The following is a 1,171-nucleotide window of genomic DNA, read 5'->3' as shown; positions in this document are numbered from 1 at the left end:
GTGCTGATGGGCGCCAGCCCAAGCCTGCTTGCCACGTTCGAGGACGACATCATCCGCGTCGACGCCGACTGGCGTGCCCGCTCCGCCGCGCCGCGCCTGCGTGACGGCCGGTGGATCGTTTGAGCGCGCGCATGTCGACGCCGGAACCCAGTGGCGTACTCATATTTACCCCGCGCCGCGATGTGCGTCGCGCCGTTTTCGACGCCCTCGACGCGGATGGCGATTTCGTTCTGCTGAGCGCTCGCGACGCCGCGCAGCTCGAAGCCCTGCTGGCGGATGCACCACCGCTGCATGTGGCCGTGATCGGTGCGGACGGCACGGCCGACATGGCCCAGGGCCTGCGCATCCTTCGTGGCTCGGCCGCGTACTCGCGGCTGCCCGTGGTCTACGTCGTCGGCGAGGCGCCTGGCGTTGCCCCGGAAGACAGCTCCGACTGGCTTCGTGAGAACGCCATCGCGGCTGAACTCGCCCAACGCGTCCGCGCGGCGATCGGCGCCGAGGCGCCGGTCGTTCCCAGCGAGCCCAGCGGACTGGACTATCGGTTTGCCTTCGAGGCCGGCGCGGCCTGGGTGGTTGCATCGACACCCGACGGCTGCGTGATCGAAAGCGGCACCGCGATGAATCGGCTGATGGCCGGCGATGGCCCCGTGCACGGCCGCCTGCTCACCGACCTGTTCAAGATGGACGGCGGTGCGGTCTGGCCGGTGCCCGATGGCGACAGCATGGCTTGCACGTTGCGCCGGCTCGATGGCAGTGACATCGCCGGCGAGGTCGATGTACGCCATCTGGTCGATCGCGGTGCCCATCGTATTGCGGTTGCATTTCGTGACCTTCGCGCCGTCGAGATGGCGGGAAGGGCCTTGTCCCTCCTGTCGGTGCTGGATGCCTGTCCCAGTGACGATGAGGGCATGGGCGAGGCCGCCGCCATGCTCGCCGACGCGCTCGAACTGGATGTCGTCGCCGTGTGGTCCGCCCTGCCGGAAAGTGAGTTCGGACCGGAGGTGCTTACGCGCATCTGGAACGGTCCGGGCCTGGTCGAATGGCCCGACGCGACCGATTTGCCGCTGCTGAAGATCTGCCTGGGCGGTGAAACGCTTTCGCATCTGGGCGACGGCGGCGACACGTCCGTCGCCGACCCCCTGGTCGAGACGCTGGGCTTGCGCTCCTATGC

At 68.7% G+C, this 1,171-nt stretch carries 1 pseudogene; it reads left to right on the top strand.

The features are described from left to right. Positions 1-131: 131 nt before the first annotated feature. Positions 132-1,171, top strand: a pseudogene (locus AC1DT2_RS24005) (hypothetical protein); the annotation flags it as partial.

Source organism: Luteibacter sp. P4_E6 (genome assembly GCF_056401535.1).
The sequence above is the reverse complement of the archived record's forward strand: the minus strand, read 5'-3'. Positions and strand labels throughout refer to the sequence as shown.